29 protein-coding genes are annotated in these 21,427 nt (G+C 67.7%); all 29 read left to right on the top strand.

Annotated features, from left to right (window positions below; translation table 11 throughout):
• Positions 1-10: 10 nt before the first annotated feature.
• On the top strand, positions 11-142 hold the full coding sequence (locus RR1_RS22995) for a hypothetical protein (protein WP_010836799.1): 132 nt from the start codon (positions 11-13) through the stop codon (positions 140-142).
• A 49-nt stretch (positions 143-191) separates the two neighbouring features.
• On the top strand, positions 192-431 hold the full coding sequence (locus tag RR1_RS20090; RefSeq protein WP_238558927.1) for an HNH endonuclease: 240 nt from the start codon (positions 192-194) through the stop codon (positions 429-431).
• A gap of 130 nt (positions 432-561) precedes the next feature.
• Positions 562-867, top strand: coding sequence for a hypothetical protein (locus RR1_RS20085; RefSeq protein ID WP_010836797.1), 306 nt, complete (start codon positions 562-564; stop codon positions 865-867).
• Positions 868-901: 34 nt separating this feature from the next.
• Positions 902-2,308 carry a terminase large subunit domain-containing protein gene (locus tag RR1_RS20080; RefSeq protein WP_238558926.1) on the top strand — a complete coding sequence of 469 codons (1,407 nt, stop codon included), beginning with the start codon at positions 902-904 and terminating at the stop codon, positions 2,306-2,308.
• On the top strand, positions 2,308-3,708 hold the full coding sequence (locus RR1_RS20075) for a phage portal protein (protein ID WP_040772233.1): 1,401 nt from the start codon (positions 2,308-2,310) through the stop codon (positions 3,706-3,708). Before RR1_RS20080 ends, RR1_RS20075 begins: the two co-directional genes overlap by 1 nt.
• The gene (locus RR1_RS22135) at positions 3,708-4,499 is read left to right on the top strand and encodes a VG15 protein (protein WP_010836794.1); all 792 of its coding nucleotides are present in this window, start codon (positions 3,708-3,710) and stop codon (positions 4,497-4,499) included. Before RR1_RS20075 ends, RR1_RS22135 begins: the two co-directional genes overlap by 1 nt.
• Before the next feature lie 49 nt (positions 4,500-4,548).
• Positions 4,549-5,049, top strand: coding sequence for a hypothetical protein (locus RR1_RS20065; RefSeq protein ID WP_010836793.1), 501 nt, complete (start codon positions 4,549-4,551; stop codon positions 5,047-5,049).
• Between the two features lie 20 nt (positions 5,050-5,069).
• Complete coding sequence (locus RR1_RS20060; RefSeq protein WP_010836792.1) at positions 5,070-5,978, top strand: hypothetical protein; 909 nt, start codon at positions 5,070-5,072, stop codon at positions 5,976-5,978.
• A gap of 1 nt (position 5,979) precedes the next feature.
• On the top strand, positions 5,980-6,138 hold the full coding sequence (locus RR1_RS22430) for a hypothetical protein (RefSeq protein ID WP_010836791.1): 159 nt from the start codon (positions 5,980-5,982) through the stop codon (positions 6,136-6,138).
• A 12-nt stretch (positions 6,139-6,150) separates the two neighbouring features.
• On the top strand, positions 6,151-6,615 hold the full coding sequence (locus RR1_RS20055) for a hypothetical protein (RefSeq protein WP_040772232.1): 465 nt from the start codon (positions 6,151-6,153) through the stop codon (positions 6,613-6,615).
• Positions 6,612-6,953, top strand: coding sequence for a hypothetical protein (locus RR1_RS20050; RefSeq protein ID WP_010836789.1), 342 nt, complete (start codon positions 6,612-6,614; stop codon positions 6,951-6,953). The genes RR1_RS20055 and RR1_RS20050 overlap by 4 nt, the downstream gene beginning before the upstream one ends.
• Entirely contained in the window at positions 6,953-7,156 is a 204-nt protein-coding gene (locus RR1_RS20045; RefSeq protein ID WP_010836788.1) for a hypothetical protein, read from the top strand. The genes RR1_RS20050 and RR1_RS20045 overlap by 1 nt, the downstream gene beginning before the upstream one ends.
• Positions 7,149-7,409: a hypothetical protein gene (locus RR1_RS22130; RefSeq protein ID WP_143153954.1), complete on the top strand. Its 261-nt coding sequence runs from the start codon at positions 7,149-7,151 to the stop codon at positions 7,407-7,409. Before RR1_RS20045 ends, RR1_RS22130 begins: the two co-directional genes overlap by 8 nt.
• A complete protein-coding gene (locus RR1_RS20040; RefSeq protein WP_010836787.1) occupies positions 7,406-7,810 on the top strand; it encodes a hypothetical protein in 405 nt (134 codons plus the stop codon). The genes RR1_RS22130 and RR1_RS20040 overlap by 4 nt, the downstream gene beginning before the upstream one ends.
• A gap of 62 nt (positions 7,811-7,872) precedes the next feature.
• A complete protein-coding gene (locus RR1_RS20035; protein ID WP_010836786.1) occupies positions 7,873-8,478 on the top strand; it encodes a phage tail tube protein in 606 nt (201 codons plus the stop codon).
• 58 nt (positions 8,479-8,536) lie between these two features.
• Positions 8,537-8,851 (top strand): hypothetical protein, encoded by a 315-nt coding sequence (locus RR1_RS20030; RefSeq protein ID WP_010836785.1) that lies wholly within the window; start codon positions 8,537-8,539, stop codon positions 8,849-8,851.
• A 106-nt stretch (positions 8,852-8,957) separates the two neighbouring features.
• Positions 8,958-9,371, top strand: coding sequence for a hypothetical protein (locus RR1_RS20025; RefSeq protein ID WP_010836784.1), 414 nt, complete (start codon positions 8,958-8,960; stop codon positions 9,369-9,371).
• A gap of 179 nt (positions 9,372-9,550) precedes the next feature.
• Positions 9,551-9,847 (top strand): hypothetical protein, encoded by a 297-nt coding sequence (locus RR1_RS20020; protein ID WP_010836783.1) that lies wholly within the window; start codon positions 9,551-9,553, stop codon positions 9,845-9,847.
• Between the two features lie 68 nt (positions 9,848-9,915).
• Positions 9,916-14,817: a tape measure protein gene (locus RR1_RS20015; protein ID WP_010836782.1), complete on the top strand. Its 4,902-nt coding sequence runs from the start codon at positions 9,916-9,918 to the stop codon at positions 14,815-14,817.
• Positions 14,817-15,698: a hypothetical protein gene (locus tag RR1_RS20010; RefSeq protein ID WP_010836781.1), complete on the top strand. Its 882-nt coding sequence runs from the start codon at positions 14,817-14,819 to the stop codon at positions 15,696-15,698. The genes RR1_RS20015 and RR1_RS20010 overlap by 1 nt, the downstream gene beginning before the upstream one ends.
• On the top strand, positions 15,698-17,392 hold the full coding sequence (locus RR1_RS20005; protein WP_010836780.1) for a Gp37-like protein: 1,695 nt from the start codon (positions 15,698-15,700) through the stop codon (positions 17,390-17,392). The genes RR1_RS20010 and RR1_RS20005 overlap by 1 nt, the downstream gene beginning before the upstream one ends.
• A complete protein-coding gene (locus RR1_RS20000; RefSeq protein ID WP_010836779.1) occupies positions 17,392-17,829 on the top strand; it encodes a phage gene 29 protein family protein in 438 nt (145 codons plus the stop codon). Before RR1_RS20005 ends, RR1_RS20000 begins: the two co-directional genes overlap by 1 nt.
• A gap of 181 nt (positions 17,830-18,010) precedes the next feature.
• Entirely contained in the window at positions 18,011-18,871 is an 861-nt protein-coding gene (locus tag RR1_RS19995; protein WP_174555437.1) for a hypothetical protein, read from the top strand.
• 42 nt (positions 18,872-18,913) lie between these two features.
• A complete protein-coding gene (locus tag RR1_RS19990) occupies positions 18,914-19,993 on the top strand; it encodes a peptidoglycan recognition protein family protein (protein ID WP_040772231.1) in 1,080 nt (359 codons plus the stop codon).
• A 3-nt stretch (positions 19,994-19,996) separates the two neighbouring features.
• Positions 19,997-20,230 carry a holin gene (locus tag RR1_RS19985; RefSeq protein WP_010836776.1) on the top strand — a complete coding sequence of 78 codons (234 nt, stop codon included), beginning with the start codon at positions 19,997-19,999 and terminating at the stop codon, positions 20,228-20,230.
• A 58-nt stretch (positions 20,231-20,288) separates the two neighbouring features.
• Positions 20,289-20,528 (top strand): hypothetical protein, encoded by a 240-nt coding sequence (locus RR1_RS19980; RefSeq protein ID WP_238558925.1) that lies wholly within the window; start codon positions 20,289-20,291, stop codon positions 20,526-20,528.
• Positions 20,525-20,737 (top strand): DUF7620 family protein, encoded by a 213-nt coding sequence (locus tag RR1_RS23185; protein WP_010836774.1) that lies wholly within the window; start codon positions 20,525-20,527, stop codon positions 20,735-20,737. Before RR1_RS19980 ends, RR1_RS23185 begins: the two co-directional genes overlap by 4 nt.
• Positions 20,734-21,063 (top strand): putative phage holin, encoded by a 330-nt coding sequence (locus tag RR1_RS19970; protein ID WP_010836773.1) that lies wholly within the window; start codon positions 20,734-20,736, stop codon positions 21,061-21,063. Before RR1_RS23185 ends, RR1_RS19970 begins: the two co-directional genes overlap by 4 nt.
• A gap of 64 nt (positions 21,064-21,127) precedes the next feature.
• A partial coding sequence (locus tag RR1_RS19965) for an LtfC-like domain-containing protein (protein ID WP_143153952.1) occupies positions 21,128-21,427 on the top strand: 300 nt, incomplete at its 3' end.

The raw sequence follows: 21,427 nt of genomic DNA, 5'->3' as shown, positions 1-21,427 counted from the left end.
AGGTCCCGGCATGCCCAGCCTCGAAGACCTCATCGTGCAGGCGCTCGCCGATCTCAGGGCAGCGCGTGAAGCGGGCAACGAAACGCGCGTCGCCACCGCCGAAGCGATCCTCGACAGCAGGCTCGCGCGAGTCGGCCGCTGACATGTCGGCTGCACGCAACACGACAACACGCGATCGTCATCGGGCGTACTTGGCCCGAGGTCGACCACCATGCGGCATCTGCGGGCAGGACATCGACTACGGCCTGCCGCACCTCGACCCGGACGCCTACGTCGTCGACCACATCGTCCCGCTGAGCAAAGGCGGCCCCGACGAGGTGTCCAACAAGCAGGCCGCTCACCGGTCCTGCAACCGCGCCAAGTCAGACAAGCTCGATGACGATCGCGCGACCGTCCGACGGTTCGTCACCGACCGCGACTGGTGGAGCTGAAGGCCGACGCCGAGGACTCCCATCCGGCGACTCGATGGACACCCAGGGGGAGGTACCCCTCGCGGCCCGCGAGCCGCCCCTCACGGCATAGGCGAATGCCCCCTCACTTCATTTCCACAGGAGGTGCCACATGGCTGCACGTCAGCTGCGAGCAGTTCCCGCGGATGCGAAGCCGCCCGCGAAGCGCGCACCGCGCAGGAAGACCGTCTCGCAGGCGGCCGCCGGCGGCGACCGACGCGAATTGCTGATCGCGCTGCGCACGCGCGTCGCGAAGGCTGTCGAGAACGCGGAGACGCCAGCGCGCGACCTCGCGTCACTGACACGGCGACTGCAGGACATCGCGAAGGAGATCGACGCGATCGACCTCGCGAAATCGGAAGAGCATTCGGCGGTGGCGAATACCGATGACGAGATCTGGGATCCAGAGGCTGTCTGACGTCGCCCGCCATGTGATCCAGCCCGAGGGGATCGTGTCGACGGAATGGCCGTCGGTGCGCGACACGTGCTCGCGCCTCGGGTGGGGATTCGATGCATGGCAGGACGGCGCAGGCAGGCTGATCTTGGCGAAGCGCGGCGACGGACTGTATGCCGCCGATCAGATCCTCGTCTCGATTCCGCGGCAGGTCGGCAAGACGTACCTGTTCGCGGCGATCGTGTTCGCCCTCTGCCTGCTTCACCCGAACCTGACGGTCATCTGGACCGCACACCGAGTGAAGACGGCGAAGGAGACGTTCAACTCGATGTCGGGAATGGCGACGCAACCGAAGGTCGCCGCGCATATCGGGCAGATCATTCGCGCACGCGGCGACGAGGCGATCCTCTTCGGCAACGGCTCGCGGATCCTGTTCGGCGCCCGCGAGTCCGGCTTCGGCCGCGGCTTCACGGACGTCGACGTCCTCGTGTTCGATGAGGCCCAGATCCTCGGCGAGTCGGCGATGGAGGACATGGTCGCGGCGCAGAACGTCGCCGCGAACCCGCTGACGATCCTCACTGGCACGCCGCCGCGGCCTCGTGACCCCGGCGAGGTATTCACGAACGCGCGGCAGGAAGCGCTCGATGGCGACTCGGACGAGGTGCTGTACATCGAACTGTCGGCCGACCGTGGAGCCGATCCGCTCGACCGTGATCAGTGGCGCAAAGCGAACCCGTCGTTTCCGCACCGCACGTCGGAGCGCGCGATGCTGCGAATGAAGAAGAACCTGTCGGAGTCCTCGTTCGTACGTGAGGCGCTGGGCGTGTGGGATGAGGTGTCGGTGCACCGCGCGGTGATCCGCGCGACGGACTGGGCGGCGCTCTCGGACATCGGCCCAGAGTCTGATGTGCGGCCAGATGCACTGTCGATCGACATGTCGCACGCGCGCGAGATCTCGGTGTGTGCGTGCTGGGTCGAGGGCGAGCGCGCTCACGTCGAAGAGGTCTGGGCCGGAATCGATGTCGCGGCCGCGGTCGACTGGGTCGCGTCCCGCGTGCGACGCCGGACGCCGGTCGCGATCGACGCGGCCTCGCCCGCGTCGTCGATGGTCCCGGCGCTGCGGTCACGGCGTGTGACCGTGAACCAGACGACGGCGGGAGATATGGCGAAGGCGTGTGGCCTGGTCGTCGATCGCTCAGCCGCGCAGACCGTGACGCACGGCGGGCAACAGTCGGTGAACGACGCGCTCGAGGGTGCCCGTAAGCGGCCGATCCGCGACGCGGGCGGCTGGGGCTGGGACCGCCGGGACGAGTCGGTCAGCATCGCGCCGATCGTGTCGTGGTCGCTGGCGCTGTTCATGGGAACGGTGTCGACGAAGCAGGCGCGACCAGTCCGAGCCGCGGCGCCACGAGCGCAGAACTCACGAAGAAGCAGTCGAGGCAGAAGGGCGGTGCTGTTGCAGTGATGGAACGCGTGACCCTGCCGAATCTCACCGACGACGAGAACGATCTCCTGAACCACCTGTTCGACCAACTCGCCGCGAAGCGGTCCCGAAACCTGCTCCGCGCCGCCTACTACGACGGCAAGCGCGCGATCCAGCAAGTGGGCAGCGTCATCCCGCCGCAGTACTACCGCCTCGGACTGGTGCTCGGTTGGTCGGCGAAGTCCGTAGACATCCTCGGCCGCCGCTGCAACCTCGACGGCCTCGTGTGGCCTGACGGCGACCTCGAATCACTGGGCGCGTCGCAGGTGTGGGACGACAACTACTTCGGCGCCGAGTCGTCGTCGGCGATCATCTCGTCACTGCTGCACGGCGTCTCGTTCCTCGTGAACACCGAGGGTGGCGAGGATGAGCCGCCGTCGCTGATTCATGCGAAGGACGCACTCAGCGCGACCGGCGACTGGAACCCGCGGACCCGCCGCATGGACAACCTGCTGTCAGTGAACAGCCGCGACGATTCCGGCATTACCAGCCTCACGCTGTACCTCGACGGCGAGACGATCACCGCCGAGCGTGACGGCGGTAGCCGCTGGAAGGTGGACCGTAGCGAGCATCCGTGGGGAGTGCCAGCTGAGCCGCTGGTGTACAAGCCGAGGGTGGGGCGCCCGTTCGGTTCGTCTCGGATCTCACGCACGGTGATGGGGCTGCATGACCAGGCGCTTCGCACAACGATCCGCATGGAAGGGCACGCGGATGTGTTCTCGTTCCCGGAGATGTGGATGCTGGGCGCGGACGAGTCGATCTTCGTCAGCGAGGACGGATCACCGAAGCCGTCGTGGCAGGTGATGCTCGGCCGCATCAAGGGCATCCCCGACGACGAAGACGCCGAGAACCCGCGCGCGGACGTGAAGCAGTTCGCCGCCGCCTCGCCTCAGCCGCACATCGACATGCTCAAGCAGCACGCGCAGCTGTTCTCGGGCGAGACGTCGATCCCGCTGACTTCGCTCGGTGTCTCGGATATGTCCAACCCGACGAGCGCTGACTCGTACGTTGCCTCACGCGAGGATTTGATCGCCGAGGCTGAGGGGGCGACCGACGACTGGTCGCCGTCATTCCGTCGCGCGTTGATCCGCGCACTCGCGATCGCGAACGGCGAGCGGGGCATCCCCGACGAGTGGCGCTCCATCGATACGAAGTGGCGCAGCCCCGTCTACCTGTCCCGCGCGGCGCAGGCCGACGCGGGGGCGAAGCAGCTCGCGACTGTGCCGTGGCTCGCCGAGACGGCGGTCGGGCTCGAGCTGCTGGGTCTCGACGAGCAGCAGGTGAAGCGGGCGATGGCCGAGAAGCGTCGAGCCGGAGTGCAATCCCTGCTGGACCGGATCCCCGGACGCGCGACTGAGGCGCCCTCGACCGAGGCGCAGTAGTGGCGACGCTCGCGCAGCAGCGGGAGATTCTGGCCGAGCTACAGCGCCTCGGCGCAGTCGATCTGGCGGTGCTGTGGCGACAAGCCGAGGCCTTCGACGACTTCCGCGGCTTCATGATGGACGCCTTCCCGGAGCTGGCCGCTCAGTACGGGATCGGCGCCGCCGAACTCGCGGCCGTCTGGTACGAGGATGCCGCGCCAGGCCTCGACTACATCGCCCAGCCCGCCACACTCCCGCCGGGCGAGAAGTGGTCCCAGTCGACGCAGTGGGCACTGAACACCTCGAGCGGCGCCGCCGCGCTCGAGAAGCTCGCCGGAACCCTGCAGCGTGGGATCTGGGACATGGCGCGGCAGACGACGATCGATAACGCTGCGAGTGAGCCGGGCGCAACGTGGGCGCGCCACGCCTCGGCCAACGCGTGCGAGTTCTGCCGACTCATGGCCACCCGCGGCGCCGTGTACTCATCCGAGGCTGCCGCGACGCGCGTCGTCGGCCGAGGTAGGGAGATGACCGTCGCCGACCGTCGCGCCCGCGCTCGAGGACAGACGCGAGTGAACGGGCGGACCGCCCGAGGCGGAATCCGCGCTCGCGGAGGCCAGAGCCTTGGCGACAAGTACCACGACCACTGCCACTGCATCGCAGTTCCCGTGCGGCCCGGCGGCTCCTACCAGCCGCCCGCCTACGTCGAGCAGTGGCGGGACGAGTACCGCGCTGCGACACGCGCAACCCGCGGCGAAGGCGCGATCGACGTCAAGGCAGTTCTCGCCGAGATGCGCAAGAACACCCCCTGATCTTCCCGACCGCAACGGCCGGGATCGACCCGAAACGGGAGTACACCGCATGTCCGAACAGACCGCCGAGGTAGCCGCAACGGAGACCGAGGGAACCGAGCAGCAGACCGAGCAGAAGCAGGAGCTGAAGCCGACCGAAACGGTCGACTTCTGGAAGGGCAAGGCCCGCGAGCAGGAGAAGCGCGCCAAGGACAACGCCGCCGCAGCGAAGCGTCTCACTGAGATCGAGGAGTCGCAGAAGTCGGAAGCCGAGAAGGCCGCCGACCGCATCGCCAAGGCCGAAGCTGAAGTCGCCTCCGTCCCCGCGAAGGTCTCCGAGTCCCTGCGCGCCCACTTCGTCGAATACCACGGCATCGACGCCGAGGACGCCGAACTGTTCCTCACCGCCACCGAGCCGGAACTGCTCCTCAAGCAGGTCACCCGGCTACTCGGCCAGTCGGGCAAGCGCACCAAGCAACTCCATGTGCCCAAGGAGGGCACGAATCCGAAGGGCTCCGACGACGACCCGCGGCGGGAATTCCTGCGCGGCCTCGGACTCGGCGGCCACTGATCCGAAAGGAGGGCAGCCACGTGGCTGTCTACACTTCCGACCTCGCCGGCTTCCTGCCGGACCAGACCCTCAACGGGATGATCGAGAAGACCAAGACCGCGGGCACCATCCCCGCACTGTCGGCCGCGGATCCAATGAAGTTCGGCAACGTCGCCGTCGTCACGTTCGACGACGACCCGGCTGCCGAGTTCGTCGAAGAAGGTGGCGCGAAGTCCAGCGAGGACATCAAGCCGGCCCGCGCCGTCGCCGCGCCGCACAAGGCCGTCGTCACCTACCGGACCTCGGACGAGTTCATGTGGGCCAACGAGGACTACCAACTCGGCATCCTCGACAAGTTCTCAGAGAAGGCGTCGCGCGCCCTCGGTCGCGCCCTCGACCTCGGCGCCTACTTCCGGATCAACCCGAAGACCGGCGCCACGATCTCGTCCTGGACGAACTACCTCAACGCCACCACGCTGCGCACCGAGGTCGACTCGGCGGGGCCGGAACTCGAACTCGAGGAAACCGTCGGCCTGCTCGTGAACTCGGGCGTCGCTCCGACCGGCGTCGCACTGACCGGCGGCTACGCGTGGTCGTTCTCGACCGAGCGTTACGCCGACGGCCGCAAGAAGTTCCCCGAACTCGGCCTCGGCATCGACGTGACGTCGCTCGGCGGCCTCCGCGCCTCCGTGTCGAGCACAGTGCAGGGCAAGGCGCGCGACGGCGACACAACGGACAACAACGTCCGCGCCATCGTCGGCGACTTCAACGGCGGCATCCGCTGGGGCGTGCAGAAGCAGATCCCGTTCCAGGTCATCCCCTACGGCGACCCCGACAACACGGGCCGAGACCTCAAGGGCCACAACGAGGTCGCTCTCCGCATGGAGATCGTCTACGCCTGGTACGTCTTCATCGACCGGTTCGCGGTCATCGAGAACGCGGCGGCCTGACATGGCACGCCTGCGGAGCAAGCGCACGGGCGTGATCGTGAACGTGCCGGACGACAAGGTGGCCCTCCTGGCTCACCGCTACGAGGCGGTGGCCGTCGCCACCCGTCGTCGACCGCCGAAGCCCAAGCCGGCCGAGCCGCTGCCCGTCGACGACGACTGAGGAGGGACCGCCGTGCCTGCTGTGTCCATCACCGTCGACGACCTTCGCGTCTTCGCGCCAGGCATTGACGAAGCCAAAGCGCAGGCGATGATCGAGGACGCCCTCGGCACCGCGGCACTGCTCGCACCCTGCCTCTTCGAGGACGAGTTCGAGCATCCGGCAGCGGCGAAGGCGATCCTGCGCGCAGCGATCCTGCGATGGGACGAGGCTGGCACCGGCGCGGTGACGCAGATGTCGGCGGGCCCGTTTCAGAGGACCGTCGACACCTCGTCGCCGCGCCGCCGGCTGTTCTGGCCTTCAGAGATCGACGACCTCACGAAGATGTGCCGGACGAGCGGTAGTGGCGCGTTCACTGTGGACACGGTGCCGACCGGCCCCGCCATCGTCCACGCGGATATCTGCTCACTGCGGTTCGGGGCGGCGTACTGCTCGTGCGGCGCCGCCCTGACTCGAGGCGGTGCACTGTGGGAGCAGTGACGAGCTGGTTCGAGCGTGAGGTCGAGGCGACCCTGCACCGCCGGGTCGTAGGGGAGCAGCGCGACGACCGCGGCCGAGCGGTCACGTCGTTCGTCGACGAGCGCATCCGCGTGTGGGCGTACTACCTCGCCGAGATTGCGGTGGATCTCGGCGGGCACGTGGGCCGCGTCCGGTTCGACGGGACGATCTACCCGGCCACCTCGACCGGGGTCCGCGTGCGCGACGAGATCACCGTGCCGCAAGGCCGGTTCCGCGTCGAGCACATCACCGACTGGGACAACAACCCGTTGTGGCGGCCGGGCCTGGCCGACGCGAAGCTCCGGAAGGTGGACGGCTGATGACGCAGTGCGCGCAACAGCTCCTCGTGCGGCATGCCGGCGGCGAGCAGCTCTTCGACACGACGACGTTCACCGTCGACGACAAGTCGGCGGTGCTGCTCGTCTTCTCGGATCCGGGCCGCAAACTGTGCATCGCGGCGTTCAACCGCGAGTTCTGGATCGCGGCCGAGTTCGTCGAGCGCGAGGAGGTCGACGATGGCTAGAGCACGGATCGACTGGCGGCAAGACGCGCTCTACGACGTCCGCAGCTCCGGGCCGACTCGATCGTGGGTCGACGGGACGGCATCGCGCATGGCGGCCGCTGCGGGCCCCGGCTTCGAGTGGAGCTCGCAGCAGGGCCGCCGAAACCCGCAAGGCCGCTGGCGCGCGATCGTCTACCCGGCCTCGTCTTCGGCGCGTCGTCGCAGCGCGCGCGACAACGTCCTCGTCCGCGTCATGGGCAGCGTGCGGGCATGAGCGCGCCGCTGTTCGTGCCGAAGTCGGCGACGAAGGTCGCGATCGCTCTCGTCCGCGACGGCCTCCCGGGCGGGCATCACGACGTCCTCGTGACGGACGCCGTGCCCGACGAGAGGCCGTCGCGGCTCGTGCGGCTGTCCCGCATCGCGGGCGGCGGCTTCACCGCGCACGGCGCCACTGACACGGCACGGTTTCTCGTCGAGGTCTGGGGCGACGATGTCGACGCCACTGAGGATCTCGCGAACGTCGTCCGTGCGGTGCTTCGAGCGTCCCGCAGCCGGTGGGCCGGCGGTGCTTTCGTGCGGAAGTGGAACGAGGACACCGGTCCGTACCCCTTCCCCGACGAGTCCGGCCAGGAGCGCTGGCAGATGACCGGCGAACTGCTGATCAAGGTCGGCTGAACTACTGCACCACAAACCCTTTCGCGGCCCGACGCAATCATGCCTGAAAGGGGCATCCCCTCATGGTCAACGTCAACAACAGCTTCGTTGCCAACCCGCCCATCGACGGCGGAGTCCTGTTCTCCGCGGCGCTGGGCACCACGCTCCCCACCGACGCCGTCGCGGAACTCGACGAGGACTTCAAGGCCAACGACCACGGCGCCGTCGGCGAGAACGGCATCGCCGTCAACCGCACGCGCACCACGCAGAAGATCCGCCGCTTCGGCGGCAAGGTCTTCCGCACCGTGCAGACCGAATCCGACGAGTCGATCGTCATCACCCTCCTCGAGGACGACAACGAGGTGGTCCTCGAGACGATCAACGGAGCCGACAACGTCGTCGTCGAAGCTCCGGACGAGGACGGCCTCAAGAAGACGATCTACCACACGTCGACTCCTCTGCCGATCAAGTCGTGGGTCGTCGAGTGCGTCGACGGCCAGAAGTGGAAGCGCTACGTCATCGAGCAGGGCCAGGTCACCGAGGTCGCCGAGGTCGTCGACGTCCACACGAACGTCACGCAGTACCAGGTGACGATCGAAACCTACGAGGCCACGGCCGGCGCGAAGGGTCAGAACGTCGTCGAGTACCGCGTCGACAAGTCGAAGGCGATCGGCGCCGGAACCCCTTAGTCGCCGTGCCGGGCCCGGCCACCTATCCGAGCACGGCGCTCTACCCAGGAGGTAACTGATGGCGTACGAGCCCAAGGTCTGGGCCGACGGGGAGTCGGGTGACACCCCGATCACCGCCGACGAGCTGAATCGGATCGAGCAGGGAATCGCCTCGGCGAGCGCCCCGGTCGATTACGACGACCTCGTCAATCGGCCGAGCATCCCCGCGGTGCCCGCGAAGCTGTCCGCCGCGGATGCGCGCGCGGGCAGCTCGACGGCGCAGCGAACGATCGATGCGGCGACGCTCAAGGTCGCGATCGAGGAGCACGCCCCCGGCGCGCTCGCCGCACTCGAAGCGCGCGTCGCATCACTCGAAGCCGCCTCGGGCGGCTGAGAACTCACCCGGCAGGGGTATTCCACCCCACTGCGTCGGGCCCGCTCCTGCCGGGTGGGCCTCGCGGCCCGACGCATTCCCTCCAACCTCCGAAAGGCCCGACGCAATGGCTTTCAGGATCACCCCCGCCTTCGAGGCGGACACCATCGACATCGAAATCCCGCTTCCGGGCGGCAAGTCGATCACGCTCGAGCTGCCGCAGCTCGGCTTCGTCGACCCCAAGATCGCACGCGCGGTCGACGACTGGCAGACCGCACGCTTCCAGGAAGTGCAGAAGACGCGCGACGACCTGAACAAGAAGCGCCAGCCGATCATCGAGTCCGACCCCGCGGTCACGTACCCCTCGCCGCTCGACCTCATGGACCGCATGCTCGAGCATCTCGACGCCGACGCGGCCGTCGTCGTGGCGGGACTGTCCTTCCGTGAGCGCGAGCAGATCTGGAAGCACTGGAACGACGAATCGAAGGTGGACGCGGCAAAATCTTCGGCCTCCTCCGACTCCTCGACCGACGAGGAGTAGAGGGGGCGATCCGCTCCGATCTACTCGCCGCCGGTCGATCGCTCGACGAACTCGGCAGGACGCTCTCCTGGGCCGACCTCGCCGCGTTCGTCGAGCACCTCCCCGGCGACTCGGCGCTGCGCCGTCTCGACGACCCGTACTCGAAGTACCTCTCGCCGAGTGTCGAAGTCGAACTGCTCATGTCGCTGTCCGACAAGCTCGACGAGCAGATCGCCCTCCTGCGCCTCGAAATGCAGCGGCAGAACGTGCCGAGCGAGGCGCTCGCGAAGCTCACGCCGAAGTCGCTCATCGAGCGAATCAAGGCCCGTCGCGACGGGCCCAGCACCTCTCGGAGGACCAAGACGGCGGCCGAGGTTCGCGCAGACGTCGCCCGAGGGCGGTCAGGCGAGGCGCGGCCGCCGCGCGAGAAGCGCCCGCAATCCACCCAGGCCGCCGCGATCCGTGAGCGCGTGAAGCGGATCCGCGCCGTCGCCTGACCCACCACCGAGCACCCCGTCCGCCGGCGCGCGGACGGGGACCTCGGCGTACCCACAGGAGGTTCGCAGTGACCGAACTCGGCGTCGGATACCTCTCGATCGTCGCGGACACCTCGAAGCTCCCCGGCCAGGTGCAGAAGGCACTCGACGGCGGGCAGGCTCAGGCCGACAAGGCCGGCCAGGGTATGGGCTCGAAGCTCGCCACCGGTCTCGGGAAGACGCTCAAGGTCGGCGTCGTCGGTGCGGGGGCGGCCGCTGCGGGCGTCCTCGCGACGTCGATCACGAAGGGCCTCGGCCGACTCAACGCGATCGAGCAGGCAGAGGCGAAGCTCTCCGGCCTGGGCAACTCGACGCAGAATGTCGGCAAGATCATGGACAACGCCCTCACCTCGGTGAGGGGCACAGCCTTCGGTCTCGGTGACGCTGCCACCGTCGCAGCATCGGCTGTGGCCGCGGGCGTCAAGCCCGGGCGCGAGCTCGAGCGCACACTGAAGCTCACGGGCGACGCCGCGACGATCGCGGGCGTCGGCATGAACGAGATGGGCGCGATCTTCAACAAGGTCGCCGCCTCGAACAAGATCCAGGGCGACGTCATCGCCCAGCTCAACGACGCCGGGATCCCGATCGTCCAGCTGCTCGGGCAGGAGCTCGGCAAGACGGCCGAGGAGACGCTCAAGCTCGCATCCGAGGGCTCGATCAACTTCGAGACCTTCCAGCGCGCAATGGAAACCGGTCTCGGTGGCTCCGCCCTCGAAGCGGGCAACACCGCGAGCGGCGCGTTCGACAACCTCAACGCCGCGCTCGGCAGGTTCGGTGCGACCCTCGCTGGTCCGATCTTCGATCGCGCCCCCGCAGCGTTCGGGAAGCTGACCGACGCCGTCGACGACCTCGACGCGCGGATGAAGCCCGTCATGGAGCAGTTCGGCGCAGACCTCACATCCCGCTACATCCCCGCGCTGCAGGAGTTCGGCCGCGCGGGCGTCGAGGCCTTCGAGCAGTTCCGCAGCTCGGAGATCGCGCAGTCGTCGCTCAACCGACTGACGGGCATCTTCGAGCAGCTGCAGGGTTCGGCGCGCGACGTCGCCCCTGCAGTCGGCACGATCGCCTCGTCGCTCGCTCGCGCGAGCGCATCGCTCGGCGTCTCGACGTGGCAGATCTTCCTCACGACTCTCGAAGCGTCCGCCACGATCCTCGATGGCACGGTCGTCCCGGCGCTACAGCTCGTCGCAGGCCTGATGGAGAGTCAGCAGGGCCTCGTGACGGCCGGTGTCGCCGCATGGCTGGGATTCAAGACGATCCCCGGCGTGCTCGATCGCGTGAAGTCCACGCTGATTCCCGTCGTCGGCACAGCGAAGACGGCCGCTCTCGGGTTTCGTGACATCGTCACAGCGACAGGCGGCATCGCATCCGCAGGCGACCGCGGGACGATCTCGCTCGGACGATTCGGCTCCACGGTGTCCGCGATCGGCATGCACGTGCCGATCGTGCATCGGATGCAGGACTCGTTCGTCACGGCCGCGACCGGAGCTGATCGGTTCGGTCACGCACTCGGCGCCGTCGCCGCGGCAGGCACGGGCATCCGCGCAGGCCTCAGTGGCATCGTGTCGATGCTCGGCGGCCCGTGGATGATCGCTCTCGCTGGCGTGACCGCGGCGACCGTCGGTGTTGTCACCGAGTGGGGCAAGGCGGGCAAGCAGGCGGAGACGCTAACCGGCCTCAGCCGCGACCTCGCGCGCGGACAGGGCGAGCTCGCCGACGCCTTCGCACTCTCTGGCGGTGCGGTCGACGACGGCGTCCTCGACGCCGCTGCCGCGAAGCTCGAGACGCTGAGCAGTGCGCAGCAGGAGATCATCGACAACGGCGCGGGCTGGAAGCCGATCGCGATGTTCACCGCCGGCATCAAGGACATGGCGGGATGGTTCACCGGGCAGGCGCAGGCCGGAACGGATGCGTGGCGCGTCCAGGTCGCCAACACCGAAGCGGCCGAGCGGCTTCAAGACCAGTTCACCTCACTCGGCCTGACGACCGAGGACCTCAACCTCAAGGTCGTCGGCTCGACGTCGTCGTGGAATGCCTTCCAAGGCCAGCTGCGCGCAGCGGGCAGCGTCGAGCTCGCCGACGCCCTACAGGGGCAGCGAGACGAGTTCCTGCGCCTGCAGGAGTCGATGGAGCGCGTCGGACCCGCGAGCCTGGCCGTCACGAGCGGCATTCAGGAGATCGCCGAATCCGCCGGCGACGGCGACAAGCGGCTCAGCGGGCTGCGTCGCGCACTCGAGGGCCTTGGCATCCTCGAAACGGATGCTCAAGCGGCACTTTTCGAGACAGCAGAAACAGTTCGGAACATCACCGAAGCCGCGGCGCAGGGCGTCGACCCGGTCAATGGACTTGGTGAAGCGCTCATCGGGCTGGATGGGAACCTCGATCACGGAGTCGTTAACGCGGCATCGCTCCGTGAGAGCTTGATGCAGTTGGGTGAAGCCTTCTTCGTGTCGCGGAACGCCGGCAACGACAGTGCGACGGCGTATGGACAGATTAGGCCGGCTCTCGAGCAGCTAGCGGAGACGTACCAACTGCCCATCGAGAAGCTCGAGGAACTCACGCGACAGTGGGGTCTCGCTCCTCGCGAATTGGACCTGTCGATATCCGTCGCAGGCGGCGATGAAGCCTGGCGTGCGGTGACGGATCTTCAGCTGAGACTCGAGCAGTTGCCCGATGACGGCACACCGAAGACGGTCTCGATGTACGTCGAGGACGAGCAGGCGCGGCAGGCGATCGCGAACCTCGGATTCGACGTCCAGCAGATCGGCGACAACCCGGCGACCGTCGAGGTGACCGCGAACAACACGCTCGCACTGATCGCGATGGATCAGGTGCGCGGGGCTGTTGCGGGCCTCGACATCTCGATCGCGAATCCGAAGATCGGCGCCGACACGACGTTCTTCCGTCTCGAGGATCAGAACGTCCGCAACATGCTGGCGGGCATCGACATGACGTCCGTCGCCCCCGAGGTCGGCGCGGTCATCGACGGATTCCTCAGCGGCCGCGACATCACGCTCGCCGAGCTGTCGCAGATCGACCTGTCGACGGCAGAGCCGGACGTGCGGCTGCTCATCGAGCAGGCGCTGTCTCAGTCTCGCGTCGTCAACGAGGCGATCGACCATACTGCGCGAGAGCGCACAGCGACGATCACCGTCCGCGACCAGTGGGACCCGGCGGCCCGCGCGGCGCATTTCGGCAGCGCCGACATCCAGGGCCCGTTCGCGACGGGTGGCCGCCTCTCGAAGACGGGGCCCGGTAGTGACCGAACGGACGGCATCCTCGGCGTCGCGTCGTCGGGAATGCCGATCGCTCGCGTGGATGCGGGTGAGTGGATCATCAACGGCCGCAGCTCGGATCGATACGACCGCGAGCTCGCGGCGATCAATGCGGGCACGTTCCCGAAGCTGCCGGGCTACGAGAGCGGCGGTGTCGTCGGCGCGGGCGATCTACTCGACTTCGTGAGCGGCCGCACTGGTGGCTCGTACCCGCTGACCGGCGCCCGCTATGTGTGGGGCGGCGTGAACTGGGGCGACTGCTCTGGTGCCATGTCGGCGATCGCGCGGTTCGCGGTGGGGCTTGCGCCGTTCGCGGGCCGCTTCGCCACAGGCAACCAGGCCGGCGCGCTCGCGGCGATGGGCTTCTCGCGCGGCCGCGGCGGTCCGGGCGATCTACGGTTCGGCTGGTACAACGGCGGCCCGTACGGCGGCCACACCGCCGGGACGCTGCCGGATGGCACGAACGTCGAGATGGGCGGCCAGTACGGCGGCGGCATGGTCGGCGGTTCGACGGGCTCGGACAGCTCGGAGTTCACCGATCATGCGTTCCTGCGGATCGGGGACCTGTTCGACTGGTCCGATCCGGGCGGTCACCCGTCGGGCGGCCGCGGCAGGCTGACCAAGGACGGCCAGCCGATGACCGGCACCGCGTACGACACCGGGGCGACTCGTGTCGGCGGGAGCGGCGGGCTTTCGGGCTCGCCCTCCGGCGCGAGTGGGTCGTCGTCCTCGGGGCCGCGCTCGTGGTCGGAGATCGCGGGCGACGTCGCCGCGACGGCCGCGTCGGGGTACCTCTCGGATGCGCTGAAGGTGTTCGGGATTCCCGACGAGCTGCCGCCCGCGATGACTGCGTGGCAGATGCTCGAGGAGGCGAAGGCCGAGCAGAACGCGGCGCTGATCGAGCCGTCGGCGGACGAGCGGGCAGAGGGCGCGCAGGTGCGCCCAGCGGACCCGCCGGACCCGCCTGCACCGGTCATCCTCGCCGACACTCCGGTCGTCTACGACCCGAGCAAGGGCGCGGCGCAGTGGGAGCCCGTCATCACCGAGGGGCTCTCGCGCGTCGGGCTGTCGCTGGCGAACCTCGGTCGCACGATCGAGCAGACCGACATCGAGTCGTCGGGCAACCCTGGCGCTGTCGGGCCGGACTCGACGGACGGCAACCCGCGAGGACTGCTGCAGGTCAAGCCGCGCACGTTCAGCGCGTTTCGCGACCCCGAGCTCGTCGATGACGTGTTCAATCCGCTCGCGAACATCGTTGCCGCGCTGCGTTACACGGTCGATCGCTACAAGGGGCCGGAGAGCATTTGGCCGACGAAGGCCGGCTACTACACGGGCGGCCCGGTGGGCGGCCCGCGCGGTGTCGATCAAGTTCCGGCGTGGCTGACGGCGGGCGAGTTCGTCGTGAACGCCGCCTCAGCAGCGGCGGGCGGCAATCCCGCAGTGCTCGCGGCGATCAACTCGGGCGCCGAGTTCGCGGCTGCTGGCGTGGCCACGGCGACCGCAGCGCGCGGGGACGTCGGGAGCGCGTTCGACATGGGCGCGCACGAGCGGTGCGTGCACTACCACTTCCACGTCGCCGACGTCGACGAGGCGGTGGGACGTATGAGGACCGAGGAGATCGTGCGCGCGAAGACGCATGAGGGAGCGGGGTTCTGATGGGTGAAGTCGTGCAGCTCGCCGTCGAGGGTGCCGACGGGTCGCACTGGATCATCCACGGCCCCGGCTGCGAGGCCGGTGGTGTCGTCCTCGACGAGGACCCGGAGAACCTGTGGGAGACGCCGACGTCGACGATCTGGACGTCGGGCGCCTACCAGGAGGGCGGCACCTTCGGCGGCGAGCGGCACAACATGCAGGACCCGATCCTGCCCGTGCACATCTCGGCGACGCGGGACTCGGACTGGCTGTCGGTGTATTCGCGGTGGCGGCGCGCGTTCAGGTTCGACCGGAAGACGTACCTCGTCGGGACGTCGCGGTCGGGCGTGCGCCGTCTCGCGGTGCAGCTGCTCGAGACGCCGCCGTTCAAGCCGACGATCGACCCGGGCGTCAACGGCTACGCGCCGATGGTCATGCGGCTGCGCGCGGGCTGGCCGTTCTGGGTCGAGGAGCCCGTCGTCGATGTGTTCCAGTCGAAGCCGGGCGAACTCGCGGGCACGGTGATGGTGTCGAATCCGACGAACCATCCGTGCTACCTGCAGTGGGTCGTCGTCAACGCGGCCGCTGGCGGGCGGGTGACGCTGCCCGATTTCTCGTGGCAGGACGACCCGGAGCACGAGGACTACGAGTGGCGCGACCGCGTCATCACGACGCCGACGCTGTCGGCGGGCGAGCAGCTCACGATCGACTCGTACCCCGACGAGGAGACGTGGCGCTCGAACATCAACCCGATGTTCTACGGCCGCACCGCCGGCGTCGAGTTCGAGTTCGCGATCCCGGCGCACACCGAGCCGATCGACGTTCCGGTCTCGGCCACCGCGGCGGGCACCGTGATTCAGGTTCGCCAGCCGCGCAATTGGCGCACGCTTCTGGGAGGTGACTGATGCCGATCGCCGCAGACCCGACGAATCCGCTCCTGCACGACCGGGAGCTGATGGACCGCCTCGAGCGGATCTGGGACGACGACCAGAAGGCGAAGGAACACCGCCGCCGCCGTCGCCGCAAGCGCGGACTCGCGCGCCTGTGGGACGGCGACATGAACTACCGCGGCCGCGTCACCGCCGAGCTGTCCGGCTCGGTGCGCTGGGTCATGAACAACACCGGCACCGCGACACTGCAGCTGCCGGTCGACCACTACCTCACGAAGTGGGCGGTCAACCCGTGGGGCCGCACGAAGCAGAACGTGCACTTCACGTTCGACAAGGACGGCGCGCGGTGGGGCGGCCGCTGCGCGGGCGACTCGGCCGTGAAGATCGTCAAGACCGACGACGGGAAGCGGTACGTCGAGCTGACGTTCCTCGACGACTACGAGGACATCAAGAGCGTCCTCGTCTGGTCGAATCCGTTCCTGCCCGCGATCCTGCAGTTCCCGCGCTCGTTCGTGCTCGCGGGCCCGTCCCGCTACATGCTCAAGCTCGCACTGTTCCTCAATGTCATGCGCCTCGAGGGCAACTGGTGGGCACTGCCGGACGATCCGCTCGACCCGCAGCAGTGGCTCGCGGGTCTGGATATGTCGCAGTGGAACATCGTCGTGAAGCCGCACAAGTTCCTCGAGGACAGCTCGCCGTGGACGATCCTGTCGAGCAGGTTCAAGTACTGGCACGACATGGCCGCGCCGACGTTGGACGACGCGCAGCTGATGGTCACCACCCGGCGATACCTGCCGGGTGACCCTCCGCCGTGGCCGGGGGCGAACCTGCGGTACGGCACGATCGTCGTCGACATCGTCGACAAGTCGGGCTACTGGGACGAGACGTCCACGGGCGGCACGATCTGGGACGGACTGAAGCGCACCGTCGTCGAGTTCGCCGACAACTTCATCGACGAGATCGTCAACACGGTCGCCGAGCCCATCGACCCGTACCGAAACATCGTCGGGCGCTGGCTCGGCACCTACCCGCGCCAGCCGTACGCCGTCTATCGCGACGGGAAGATCACGGGCGTCGAAGCGTCCGAATGGTCGTTCACGCCCGCCGGTCCCGTCCAGATGGTCGGTGGCGGGCACAGTGCCTACGGCATTAACGAGGGCATCTCGGCGGGTATCCAGACCGCCGGAAACATCGCGGGCGGCTTCGTCTACTTCCCGACGGCCGGAACGATCGCGGACACCTTCCTCGCCCCGATCTACACCGATACCGTCGCGGCGTTCTGGTCGATCAAGTCGCCCGTGCGGACGCTGCGTTCGGGCTGGTCGCACTCGCACGAGCGCTGGGTCGAAGGGATGGACCGCGCGTACACGCTGTCCTCGCTGATCAAGATGCGCGAGGGCTTCTTCAACACGCGCCCACGCCACACGCACAAGCTCACCCTCGGCGACGGCCGCCCGTACTTCATCGGCGACAACGGCCAGGGGCACTGGTTCCTCGGCGACCGCATCGGCTCGACGATCCGCGACTTCCCGATCCGCGGGCAGGTCTTCGTCGAGCAGGTCTCCGAAGTCGAGTACTCGTGGGACCGAGAGCACGCCGAATGGAAGGGCACCGTGGGCGACCCACGCGCGAACGAACCGACGGGAGAGAAGAACATGCGCCTGATCCGCACCGCGGTAGCGGCCGTCCACAATCTGGGGCTGATCTGATGATCCCCATTCAGGCCACCTCCAACCCGGACGACCCGCAAGAGCACGCACTGTGGGCGCTCGTCGGCATCAAGTCGACGGGCGTGCCCATGCTCACCGCCGAGGCCGCACTGCGCGAACTCTCGGAGCAGCTCTGGCACGCCGGATTCCGGCATCACCCCGAGCTACAGACACGCAAGGTCGCGACACCGCCCGGCGCCGACGGCGTGCACTGGCTCGCGCTCGGCGCGGTGCACTGGGTCGACATCGACGAACCGGAGCCGGAAGCCTCGCCCGTCTCGACGAGTCCGGGCGTCGACCTCGCGAGCATGTCCGCCGAGCAGAAGATCGCGCTCGCCGACCAGCTGCGCGCCGAGGGCGTCATCCGCGCCCCCGAACCGCAGATCATCGACGACGTCGCAACCGTGGGGAGGCTCGATGACCGCACCGAACCATGACACCCCGGACCGCGCGTACGTCGGCACCGTAGGAAACCCGCAGCACGTCGCAGGTATCCAGTCGTGGGACGAGGCATCGATTCGAGCCGCCCAGCGCGGCCCGATCGTCAGCGCCTACACCGGCGCACGGAACAACCTGCTGTCGAACCTTTTCGGCGGATTCGCCGGCGGTGTCGCGCAGGTGATCACGAACATCGTCGGCGCGATCACACAGGGCGGCGCGACCACGATCATCGGCCTCGCCGAGTACATGCTCGGGCTCGAGAGGCAGGTCGAGGACACGACGACCGCGGTGGAGGGGGCACTCCAAGACATCTCGGACATCACCGAGAATATGGTTACGGAGGTCACGACGCCGATCTTCGATTCCCTGCACGGCAACGACATTCCGAGCTTTCCGAGAGTGCTGCTACAGCCGGTGCCGACGTCTTCAACCGCGAGCGGGAACCTTGGTGGGCACACGCACGGTATCGCGAATCCAGGAACCTCGTCCTCTACGCAGAGTGCGCAACTCGGCAGTCACTCGCACAGAATCAACACCGAGATGCCGACGTACCTACCGGGCAATCAGGTGCTCGACCTGACGTTCATTCGCGTCGACCGGAAGATGACGATCGACCGAGTCAAGATGATCACCGGCCGCGCGTCCGGATGGTTCTCGACCCTCGACTACTGGTACATCGGCCTCTACGTCGTGGACCCGACCAACAACAACCAGCTCGACCTCGTATGGGCGTCCGGCGATCTGAAGAACACCCTGTCGTCGCAGGCGATGGAGTACAGCTTCGCATCGACTGCGACCGAGGAACTCTTGCCCGGCCACCTCGTCGCGGTCGCCCAGCTACAGCGGCCGGGCGCACTGTCCGCGTGCCGCCGGATTGCCGCCGTCCCTCAGGTCGGCATCGGGCAATCGGGCGGCGAGTTCCCCCTCGCGCAGGCTGCGTACGTCACCGGACAGACTTCATTGCCGACCGCAATCCCATCTGGATCTATTCAGTACAACTACACGATGATCCCCTGGGTTGCAGTGTCTTCGTCCTGAACAGGAAGCCCAGGAACGACTTTGGATGCAAGGAGCATAGTGATGGCTGACCCGATATGGCTGACGCCCGTCCTGCGCGACGCGGGCCTGACCGTGAACGAACTGCACGGCGCATACAACCGGGGGCACGGCGACTTCGGCACGATCTGGGGCGTCCTCGCGCACCACACCGGATCGAATCCGCCGTCGAACAACCCGAACTACATCGCGAACCACCCCAGCTTGGGCCTGGCCTCCCAGCTTCACCTCTCTCGTTCCGGTGTGTTCACGCTGTGCGGTGTCGGCATCGCGTGGCACGCCGGCGCCGGATCCTGGCCCGGCATCCCGACGAACAACGGCAACCAGGTCCTCATCGGCATCGAGGCCGAGAACAACGGTCGCGAAGGCTGGTCGGACGCCCAGTACGGCGCGTACGTGAAGGGTGTCGCCGCGATCCTCAAGCGCCTCGGGCGTGGACAGGACCGGGTCATCGGGCACAAGGAGTACGGCGCGATCCAGGGCAAGTGGGACCCGGGCGGCATGGACATGAACCTGTTCCGCATCCGCGTCGGTGAAGCCATGCGTGGCCGTCCGGCCGTGATCATCAACATGATCGACGAGGCGGCGGGCCGCAACCCGTGGGTCGGGGACCGACGCTCGGAACGCGAGATCGTGGTCGGCGGCGACGGCAAGGGTCGGATGGTCCCGTTCGCCAACGCGCACATCTACTTCCACCCGAGCGTGGGCGCGTTCCCGGTACCGCACGCGGACCCAGCGCTCGGCCCCGAGAAGTCCGGGTTGTTCGAGGCGTGGGCGTCGTACAACTACGAGCGCGGCCCGCTCGGCTACCCGGTGCGCGAGTTCACGCGCCTCGAGAAGCGCGACGGACGCTCGACCGCGGGTGCCGTGCAGGCATTCCAGGGTGGTGTCCTCTACCGCCGCGATGGTGACGCGAGGGGTTGGTTCGTCACCGGCGTCATCGGCGAGCGCTGGGCGGCCGAAGGCTACGAGAAGGGGCCGCTCGGCTACCCAGTCTCGAACGAATACAAGCGTCCCGACGGCGGCGTTGTCCAGGACTTCGAGCACGGCTCCATGTACTGGGACCCGTCCGGGGCAGTCAAGATCCTCACGGAAGGTGAATGATCCATGAGCAACTACTTTTTCGACCTGTCCGAGCGTGCCGTCAAGACCGCTGCGCAGGCCGCGATCGGCGTCCTCGGCGCCGGTGCCGTCGGCGTCCTCGACGTCGACTGGGCGAACGTCGGCTCGGTCGCCGGCCTCGCCGCCGTCGTGTCGATCCTAACGTCCGTCGCGTCGTCCGGATTCGGACGCGGCACACCGTCACTCGTCGACAACGTCGGCGACCACACGATCGACTGACGTGCAGCTCCTCACGCCGTCTGTGTGGGAAGGAATCAGCACGGTCACAGTCGTGATCGTGCTGTTCCTTCTCCACGCGGTGGCGATGATCCGCGGGTGGATCATCTTCGGCCCCGCGCACCGGGAGATCGTGAAGGCGAAGAACGACGCGATCACCCACCTGCAGGGGCGGTCACTCGAGGACCAGTCGATCATCGCGCAGCAGGCGGCCACGATCGCCGAGCAGAAGGTCGCAGGCGAAGTGTCTGCGCACATTCTCGACGCGATCCGTGAGGCGACGCAGAGGCAGCAGTCATGAGGTGGCCGTGGTCGAAGGACGTGACCGCCGCACGTCGACAAGCAGAGATCGCGGCGGAAGTGCACGCGCACTCAGTGAAGCTGCGGATCGAGTCGGAGTGCGAACGGCGGGAAGCGAAGCAGGTCGCCACGAACTGGCGGCGGGAACTCGAACGGAACGGGTGGACTGAAATGTTGATCGAGGCTTGGGGCGGCGGGGGCGGACGATGAGGGACCTCGCGAACATCGCCCTCCTCGTGCTCGCGGTCATGGTCGCGGCGTTCACGATCCGCTACGCAATCTGGTCGCCGTGGTGGACGAACCGGATCGGAAGGATCTACCTCGCGAAGTCGGTGGTGCTGTCGTTCGTGCTCACGCAGGCAGCATTCGCGTCGATCGTTGCGGCCGACTACCTCGGCCGTCAGCAGATCAGGTTCTCGATCTATCTCCTCGGCGTCCTGATCTACGTGCCGATGCTGTGGTCGCTCATCCGTGAGCAGCGCGCCGACCGCGCGGCACTCAAATTGCGCGGCAGCGACCCAGGAGGGGATACGTGAGGTCGCCAAGTGATTCCACGCCGTCGCCCATCGGGCGTGCGGTCCGACAAATCGGAGGCGCATAGTGGTTGACATCCGCAGGCCGACACCGATGGGAAACCTCAACCTTCCCACGGTCGGCGACTTCACCATCTCTTACGAATTCGCCGACGGCAGCATGTTCCCCGACGGCGCAGAGCTCTACATCCTCATTGGTCGAGCCGGAGGGATCCAGACACGATGGGACTTCGTCATCGACTCGGCGACCGCTTCACTGAAGGTCGAATCCGAGGAAGTTCTCTCGATCAAGCCAGAGGAGCCCTTCTGGTTGATGTTGGGGGACAGCACGTCGACCCCGACAACCGAGCTGGAGATCCTCACTGGT

This window comes from Rhodococcus rhodnii NBRC 100604, assembly GCF_001894925.1.
GTDB lineage: Bacteria > Actinomycetota > Actinomycetes > Mycobacteriales > Mycobacteriaceae > Rhodococcus_F > Rhodococcus_F rhodnii.
This window is presented reverse-complemented; position numbering and strand designations above follow the sequence as displayed.

Bases quoted from the DNA above. Each gene is read 5' to 3' on its own strand.
- RR1_RS22130 (WP_143153954.1), top strand. From the start codon at position 7,149: ATGGCTAGAGCACGGATCGACTGGCGGCAAGACGCGCTCTACGACGTC.
- RR1_RS19970 (WP_010836773.1), top strand. From the start codon at position 20,734: ATGAGGGACCTCGCGAACATCGCCCTCCTCGTGCTCGCGGTCATGGTC.
- RR1_RS20035 (WP_010836786.1), top strand. From the start codon at position 7,873: ATGGTCAACGTCAACAACAGCTTCGTTGCCAACCCGCCCATCGACGGC.
- RR1_RS20010 (WP_010836781.1), top strand. From the start codon at position 14,817: ATGGGTGAAGTCGTGCAGCTCGCCGTCGAGGGTGCCGACGGGTCGCAC.
- RR1_RS20045 (WP_010836788.1), top strand. From the start codon at position 6,953: ATGACGCAGTGCGCGCAACAGCTCCTCGTGCGGCATGCCGGCGGCGAG.
- RR1_RS20025 (WP_010836784.1), top strand. From the start codon at position 8,958: ATGGCTTTCAGGATCACCCCCGCCTTCGAGGCGGACACCATCGACATC.
- RR1_RS23185 (WP_010836774.1), top strand. From the start codon at position 20,525: ATGAGGTGGCCGTGGTCGAAGGACGTGACCGCCGCACGTCGACAAGCA.
- RR1_RS19990 (WP_040772231.1), top strand. From the start codon at position 18,914: ATGGCTGACCCGATATGGCTGACGCCCGTCCTGCGCGACGCGGGCCTG.
- RR1_RS20030 (WP_010836785.1), top strand. From the start codon at position 8,537: ATGGCGTACGAGCCCAAGGTCTGGGCCGACGGGGAGTCGGGTGACACC.
- RR1_RS20020 (WP_010836783.1), top strand. From the start codon at position 9,551: ATGTCGCTGTCCGACAAGCTCGACGAGCAGATCGCCCTCCTGCGCCTC.
- RR1_RS20005 (WP_010836780.1), top strand. From the start codon at position 15,698: ATGCCGATCGCCGCAGACCCGACGAATCCGCTCCTGCACGACCGGGAG.
- RR1_RS19985 (WP_010836776.1), top strand. From the start codon at position 19,997: ATGAGCAACTACTTTTTCGACCTGTCCGAGCGTGCCGTCAAGACCGCT.
- RR1_RS20000 (WP_010836779.1), top strand. From the start codon at position 17,392: ATGATCCCCATTCAGGCCACCTCCAACCCGGACGACCCGCAAGAGCAC.
- RR1_RS22995 (WP_010836799.1), top strand. From the start codon at position 11: ATGCCCAGCCTCGAAGACCTCATCGTGCAGGCGCTCGCCGATCTCAGG.
- RR1_RS20040 (WP_010836787.1), top strand. From the start codon at position 7,406: ATGAGCGCGCCGCTGTTCGTGCCGAAGTCGGCGACGAAGGTCGCGATC.
- RR1_RS20085 (WP_010836797.1), top strand. From the start codon at position 562: ATGGCTGCACGTCAGCTGCGAGCAGTTCCCGCGGATGCGAAGCCGCCC.
- RR1_RS22430 (WP_010836791.1), top strand. From the start codon at position 5,980: ATGGCACGCCTGCGGAGCAAGCGCACGGGCGTGATCGTGAACGTGCCG.
- RR1_RS20075 (WP_040772233.1), top strand. From the start codon at position 2,308: ATGGAACGCGTGACCCTGCCGAATCTCACCGACGACGAGAACGATCTC.
- RR1_RS20065 (WP_010836793.1), top strand. From the start codon at position 4,549: ATGTCCGAACAGACCGCCGAGGTAGCCGCAACGGAGACCGAGGGAACC.